Raw genomic sequence first — 7,406 nt, forward strand, 5'->3', positions numbered from 1 at the left:
ATCGCATAAGCCCAATCGATAGCGTTCCGGGGCTGTTTTGCACCACGACAGCCCCGGTCCAGTGCACTGGTCTGATAAAATCAGCGTGACCAGCGCTCCAAGGTGAGCGTTTGAAGCGATTGCACATCTTAAAAAGTCTGAGAGTTTCAGGAATTTTTCATGCACGCCACAAATTCAAAAACTGCATCAGTGCCGCCATTTCTTGAAATCAGAAACGTCAAGAAATCCTTTGGCGGGGTCAAGGCACTTAAAGAAGTCAGCCTGGTGATTGAAGCAGGCCAGATCTACCATCTGATGGGTGAGAATGGCTGTGGCAAGAGCACGTTGATTAAGATTCTATCCGGCGCTCAACCCGCTGATGAAGGACAGATTTTCATTGATGGCGAGCCAACTGGCGCCCGTGCTGGCGACATTGGTGCTATCGGTTCTTTGCGGGCGGGAATTGAGACAGTTTATCAGGACCTGTCTTTGCTGCCCAACCTTTCTGTGGCGGAAAATGTTGCCTTCACCGAACAGCTTGTCGAAGCCTCCGGCAAGCTTGCGCGCAGGCTTGATATCAAGGCATTGCAGGAAACGGCACGCCGCGCGCTGGCAGAAGTTCACCTGCCGACAGATGCCGCCTTCTTAAAGCGCCGTACCGATACGTTGCCGCTTGCCACGCGCCAGTTGATCGCAATTGCCCGTGCCGTTGCTTCGGAGGCGCGTCTGGTTATCATGGATGAACCGACCACCTCGCTGACACGACAGGAAGTCGTCAATCTTTTGCAGGTGGTGGAAAAGCTGCTGAGCAAAGGCGTTGCCGTGCTCTTTGTGACGCACAAGCTTGATGAGTGTAAATCCCTTGGTGGCCGTGCGATTATCATGCGCGATGGTTTGAAGGTGGCTGAACTTGACGTTGCTACCCACACCAAGGCTGAATTCAGTCACTGGATGACAGGCCGCGAGATCAGCGAAATGCGCTATCGCACTGAACCGAAACTTGGCGCGGTGATGCTCGATGTCGATCAGCTTGGCGATGAACAGAATTTTGGATCTGTTTCATTCAGCTTGAAAAAAGGGGAAATTCTGGGCGTTACGGGGCTGCTTGATTCAGGGCGCAATGAACTTGCTTTAGCCCTGTCCGGCGTCGTGCCTGCGCAGTCGGGAAAGATAACGCTCAACGGCAAGGAAATCGCGCCCCAGTCTGCCGCTGACGCTATCAAATACGGTATTGGCTATGTTCCCGAAGACCGGCTGACGGAAGGGCTTTTTCTCGAAAAGCCGATTGAAGAGAATATAACGCTGCCAATTCTGGACCGCCTGCGCAATGCGCTGGGCGTGATCAGTGCGCGCAGAGCGCGAAAAGTTGCGGAAGACAGCGTTGCCGATCTTCAGATTGTAGCTCCCGATGTTTCCATCCCTGTGCAATCGCTTTCTGGCGGCAACCAACAGCGCGTGCTGATTGGCCGCTGGCTGACAATCAATCCGCAACTGCTTATCCTGCACGGGCCGACCGTTGGCGTGGATGTGGGATCAAAAGACACGATTTTTCGCATCATCCAGCGTCTAGCGGACGATGGCATGGGTGTGATCATCATCAGCGACGACTTGCCCGAACTCTTGCAGAACTGTGATCGTATTCTGGTCATGCGCCAGGGCAGGATCGTTGCGCAACACAATGCCGATGGACTGACTGAAGACGCGATCTATGCATCCATGGCCAGCCCTGCAAAGGAGATCGCGCAATGACCGATAGCGTATCGGCAGAAAAATCCGGTGTTCAGAACCGGGGCATTTTGCTCCGAGCATGGGATTTGATGGGAACAAGGCCAGAGCTCTTCACGCTGTTGCTGGTGGTTGTGACCTGTCTGATTGTTATTGCTGCCAACCCTGATTTTCTTCAGATGAGCAATATGGTCGATATTCTGCGTGCTTCTGTGGTGCGTGGTCTGTTTGCCATGGGTGTTCTTGTGGTGCTTGCATCTGGCGGTATCGACGTATCCTTTACTGCAATCGCTGCCTTCGTGATGTATGCTTTGACGATGCTGGTGACAAACTGGTTTCCGGACATGCCCATGGCGGTCATTCTGGTGCTGGCTGCGATGGGCGGCGCTTGTTTTGGCGCGCTCAATGGCTTTCTCGTGCAGAAGCTGAATGCGCCATCGCTGATTGTCACCATCGGCACGCAATATGTCATCAGAAGCTTTCTGCTAACCTTCGTTGGCACAGCACTTTTCATGAATATTCCAGCGGCAATGGATGCTTTCGGCAAGGCGTCCTTGTTTACACATCAGGCATCAAACGGTGTCGTTTCGGTGCTGCCTGCCACGGTGCTGGTGCTGGTTGTTGCGGCTTTTGTGACGTGGTTTATTCTCGAGCGCACGCTGATGGGCCGCGCGATCTTCGCGGTTGGTGGCAATCCGTCGATTGCTGAACGCCTTGGTATCAACCTGTTTCGTGTGCGTATTTTCGTCTTTGCCTATGCAGGCCTTTTGGCTGGTATTGCAGGCGTTGTGCATGTTTCGAGCAATCGTCTGGCCAACCCCTTTGATCTTGCGGGGATGGAGCTTGAGATCATTGCTGCGGTTGTGCTTGGCGGTGCGCGCATTACCGGCGGCTCCGGCTCGGTTATCGGCACGTTGCTCGGCGTTTTTCTGATCACATTGGTGAGCAATGTGCTGATTTTCGTCGGTATCCCCAGCACGCTGCAACTTGCCATTATCGGCATCTTCATTCTGCTTGCGGGCACAATTTTCGCGCTGCGCAATCGCAGCTAATCAATAAAATTATGCGCTTTGCTGCTCGTAATCTGGGAGGATTTTATGTCTCACGATGTGTCTGTTATCGGACTTTATATTCTCGACGTTCTCGGACGTCCTGTTGATGCAATTCCGCAGGGTGGCAATGTGGATTTCATTGATGAAATCCGGTTGACCGTTGCCGGAACTGCAGGTGGAACCGTTGTCGATCTCGCAAAGCTTGGGCTCAATTGTCTGGCGGTTGGTGCGGTGGGTGATGATGAAAAGGCTGATTTTGTGCTGGCAACCCTGCAACGTTTTGGTGTCGATACAGCACAGATGCAGCGTCTCAAAGGTGTTCCGACATCGGCGTCAATTCTGAATATCCGCCGCAATGGTGATCGTCCTGCGCTTCATGCGCGTGGCGCCTCGGATCATTTTGAAGTTGCCGATGAAGCGCTGGATGCCGTTCTTGCACCGCCCATTATTCATCTGGGTGGTACGGGTCTTCTGGCAAAACTCGATGGTGAGCCCAGCCGTAAATTACTTGCCGAGGCAAAAGCACGTGGTCGCACCACGACTTTCGATCTTCTGGGTGCCAATGAAGGCACGCTTGATCTGATTGCACCGCTTTTCCCTTATATTGATTATTTTATGCCCTCGATTGAGGAAGCCAAGCAGATTTCAGGTGCTGACGATGTGGAAGGAGCAGGCCGCTTTTTCCTTGATCAGGGTGTCAAGCACTGTGTCTTCACGCTTGGTGGAGAGGGTGTTTGTTATATGGCCGCTTCTGGCGAAATCTTACATCAGCCTGCATTCGAGATCGAAGTTGTCGATACAACCGGTTGCGGCGATGCTTTTGATGCAGGGTTTATCACAGCGCTTCATCGCAATATGGATGTAAAAACTGCGCTGAATTTCGCGCAGTCATCGGCAGCACTGGTTGCCACCGGGCTTGGTTCTGATGCGGGCATTCGCTCTTTTGAAGATACGCTTGCCTTTATGAACACAACACCGATCAAGCATTAAACCTGAAGGGTGCGGATGTCGGTTTCCAATCCGCACCTGTTTAATCAAAGCGATGCTCTAACCAGATTTTTGAACGCGCATCTTACCCGAAAACCGTCTTATACTTTTCGGGATGCGCTCTATCTCGAAAGTAAAAGTCTGGCGGCCTCGAAATCTGTCACCAGATGCGTGGCATAGCCGCCTGTCAGGACGGCATGGATGGCCTCGACTTTGCTGGCGCCGCCTGCAACACAAAGCCTGCGTGGAACCCCGCGCAATTCATCAAGCTCAATCCCGATCACACGCTTGTCCAGCGCGCGAACAACCTGTTTGCCAGCTTCATCGAGAAAGCGGCAGATCAGAACGGCAACCGCTCCATCTTTTGCATAAGCGTCTATTTCTTCATTGCTGGTTACATCGGCAATGCGCATCGTGCTTTCCGAAGACAGTGTGCCGACGCCAAAAATGATCATATCTGCCTGTGCGATAAGCTCGAACTGTTTGAGCAAAGCGGGCTCGCCCATCAGAGCATCATGCAGGCCGGCACTGCTTAACACAGCGGGAGCGAGCATATTAATACTCGTCGCTCCGATGTTGCGTGCCATGATTGATGCACAGAGCTCCGCCGCAAATTCCCGCTTGCCAATGGATGATCCCGTCACCTGAACCACCTGCAAGCCTTCTAACGGACGCGGCAGACTGATCGCGTCCGCCAAGGCCAGCACAGTGCGGCCCCAGGAAACGCATATTGTATCGCCGGGTTTTACCATGCGCTCAACGAGACGCGCCCCCCCGGTTCCAAGCGCTTGTAAACGCATGTCTGTAGAAGCGCTCTGATCACTTGGAATGACCATCACTTCTTCAAGCCCATATTGCGCGGCCAGTTTATGGGCGATCTCGGTGCGCGCCATTATTTCCGAATTCATCAGAATTCGCACGACACCGCGCTGTCGTGCTTCCTGCAGATAATTGACGATTGTGGCCCGGGATACGCCCATTCTCTTGGCAATATCGTTCTGGGTGAGCTGGTCTTCATAATAGAGCCAGGCAGCCCAGACGATGGCGTCATCAAATTCAGCCGGGATGGCATGCGTAGACGGCGTCAGATCGTCCAATGTCATACTCATTTCCTGTTTTTAGTGTGAATCTGAGTCGCACAGAAAAAGCTTTTAATCAATAAGACAATCAATCAAGTTGACTAATGTCAGCATATAGTGTCAATTGTATACAGTTGAGGAGCTATCTTCATAAATCATTGTTATGCCATGGGAAAACTATTTCCCATGGAAGCTTGTCTATGTCTGCGCTGTTGTGGCCGCAGATTGCCAACTGAGGAGCCTGGCAGATGAAATCGAACTGGTCAGATGCGGATTTTACAGCAATCGTCGGTGCCTATGAAAAAGCAGGCATCAATCGCGATGTTGCCATCCGCACTTATACCACACGTTTGCTGGGTTCCGAACCAAAGCTTGTTTTGCATGGTGGTGGCAACACGTCGGTCAAGACGACGTTGAGCGATCATGATGGCACCCCGGTTGACGTGCTTTGCGTGAAGGGCAGTGGCTGGGATATGGGTAAAATCGAGCCCGCTGGTCTGCCAGCCCTTCACCTTGAGCGTCTGAAAGCCATGGTGAATTATGAAACGCTCAGCGATGATGACATGGTGATGCTGCAGCGCCGGTTGCTGCTTGATCCTTCTTCGCCCAACCCGTCGGTTGAAGCCATTCTTCATGCAATTCTGCCATTTAAACATGTCGATCATACGCATGCCAATGCGATTGTCGCACTGACAAACCAACCCAACGGCGAAGCGCTTATCCGGGAATTGTTCCCCGAAATGATCATTGTGCCCTATGTCATGCCGGGTTTCGATCTCTCAAAGGCTTGCCTTAAGGCATTTTCAGAGCGCCCGGAGGCACCGGGCATGATCCTGCTCAAGCACGGCATCTTCACATGGTCTGAAGACCCGCGTATTGCGTATGAGAATATGATCGAGGCGATCGACCGCGCTGAAAAGCGCATTGCGCAGGGCAATCCACATCCTTTTGGTCAGGCCAGTAGCAAAAAACAAGCGCAGGAACTGGCGTCGGTTTCAGATATTGCACCTATCCTGCGTGGCGCGATTGCGCTTGCAGGCAGCCAAGAAGGTCAGCCGCGACGTTTCATTATCGAGCATCGTTCCAATAGTGAAATCCTTGATTTCTGTGGTGCTCCAAACGTTGCTGATCTGGTGCGTCGCGGCAATGCAACGCCTGAACATGTGATCCATATCAAGCGTTACGGCGTGGCTTTACCCGCTCCGCTGGCAAATAATCTTGAGGGATGGGCGGCAAAGGTTAAAGAGGCTGTTGCAGCTTATGTGGCTGACTATACGCGCTATTTTGAGCGCAACAATGCCCGGGTCGGCGGTGGTAAAACCATGCTCGATCCGATGCCACGGGTGTTTTATGTCGATGGGATTGGCGTGTTTGCTGCGGGGCCGACACAAAAGGCAGCCCGTATCGGCGCGGATGTTGCAGAAGCAACCATAGAAGTCATTCGCGGTGCAGAAGGAATTGACCAGTTTGAAGCCTTGAGCGAGGAAGACCTGTTCGACATCGAATACTGGTCGCTTGAGCAGGCAAAGCTTGCCAAACAAACCGAGAAGCCACTGACGCGGCAGGTCGCGGTGATCACCGGGGGTGCCGGTGGTCTGGGTCTTGCGATTGCGCAGCGCCTGAAAGAACAGGGCGCTGAAATCGCACTGATCGATATTGATGCGCAGCGCGTGTCTGCAGAAGCCAGGCGATTGGGTGGCAAGGCTGTGACTTGCGACCTGACGGATCCATTGGCCGCAGAAAAGGCGATGGCCGAAATTGCGGCCTTCTACGGCGGTGTCGATATTCTGGTTTCCAATGCCGGGGCGGCTTTTCAGGGGGCTTTGGAGTCGGTTGATGATGCGCTTTTCAAACGCGCCTTTGATCTCAACTTCTGGAGCCATCACTATATTGCACGCGCGGCAGTCAAAGTTATGAAGCAACAGAAGACCGGTGGTTCCATCGTCTTCAATGTGAGCAAACAGGCGGTCAATCCAGGTCCGGATTTTGGCCCTTATGGCACATCAAAAGCGGCCTTGATGGCGTTGATGCGCCAATATTCTCTCGAACATGCTGTTGACGGAATTACGGTCAATGCCGTTAATCCTGATCGCATCCGCACGGGGTTGATGACTGACGAGATGGTTGAGGAACGTGCACAGGCGCGCGGCGTCACACCGGAGATTTATATGCGTGGCAATCTTCTTAAACGCGAAGTACTGGCGGATGACGTGGCGCAGGCATTTCTGCATCTTATTACCGCACGCACATCAACGGGTGCGGTGATCACAGTCGATGGCGGCAATGTTGCTGCGATGATGCGGTGACCAACGCAATGGCGTGAGATAAACTTATAACAAGGCGCTAGAAATAAGGCCGCACATCGCCGACAATCAAACCTGTCCACTTGACCTGCAAGCAAACGGTGGTCTCGCGTTCTCTGATGGGAATTATAATTCCATTTTGGCATGGGATGCCGTAACCGGGGCAGATTTGTTGGCAGTTCTTTTGATTTTGTTTTTGAGTCGAAGTCAGAAATATCAAACACTGTGCATATCGCGAGTTTCGCATCGATATTTCATGCCTATGGGATTCCTGATTTTGG

The 7,406-nt window shown here is 52.6% G+C and carries 5 protein-coding genes; 4 read left to right on the plus strand and 1 reads right to left on the minus strand.

Annotated features, from left to right (window positions below):
• The first annotated feature begins 159 nt into the window (after positions 1–159).
• The 3 genes from OPR82_RS21255 to OPR82_RS21265 are packed head-to-tail and all read left to right on the plus strand — an operon-like array spanning position 160 to position 3,746.
• A complete protein-coding gene (locus OPR82_RS21255) occupies positions 160–1,728 on the plus strand; it encodes a sugar ABC transporter ATP-binding protein (protein ID WP_265986956.1) in 1,569 nt (522 codons plus the stop codon).
• On the plus strand, positions 1,725–2,756 hold the full coding sequence (locus tag OPR82_RS21260; protein WP_265986958.1) for an ABC transporter permease: 1,032 nt from the start codon (positions 1,725–1,727) through the stop codon (positions 2,754–2,756). Before OPR82_RS21255 ends, OPR82_RS21260 begins: the two co-directional genes overlap by 4 nt.
• A 45-nt stretch (positions 2,757–2,801) precedes the next feature.
• Positions 2,802–3,746 carry a carbohydrate kinase family protein gene (locus tag OPR82_RS21265; protein ID WP_265986960.1) on the plus strand — a complete coding sequence of 315 codons (945 nt, stop codon included), beginning with the start codon at positions 2,802–2,804 and terminating at the stop codon, positions 3,744–3,746.
• A gap of 119 nt (positions 3,747–3,865) precedes the next feature.
• Here OPR82_RS21265 and OPR82_RS21270 read toward each other — a convergent pair whose 3' ends face one another.
• The gene (locus tag OPR82_RS21270) at positions 3,866–4,846 is read right to left on the minus strand and encodes a sugar-binding transcriptional regulator (RefSeq protein WP_265986961.1); all 981 of its coding nucleotides are present in this window, start codon (positions 4,844–4,846) and stop codon (positions 3,866–3,868) included.
• Between the two features lie 224 nt (positions 4,847–5,070).
• On the opposite strand from OPR82_RS21270, the gene OPR82_RS21275 reads away from it, so the two are divergent.
• Entirely contained in the window at positions 5,071–7,128 is a 2,058-nt protein-coding gene (locus OPR82_RS21275) for a bifunctional aldolase/short-chain dehydrogenase (protein ID WP_265986963.1), read from the plus strand.
• The last annotated feature ends 278 nt before the right edge of the window (positions 7,129–7,406 follow it).

It is taken from the genome of Ochrobactrum chromiisoli (assembly GCF_026241335.1).
GTDB lineage: Bacteria > Pseudomonadota > Alphaproteobacteria > Rhizobiales > Rhizobiaceae > Brucella > Brucella chromiisoli.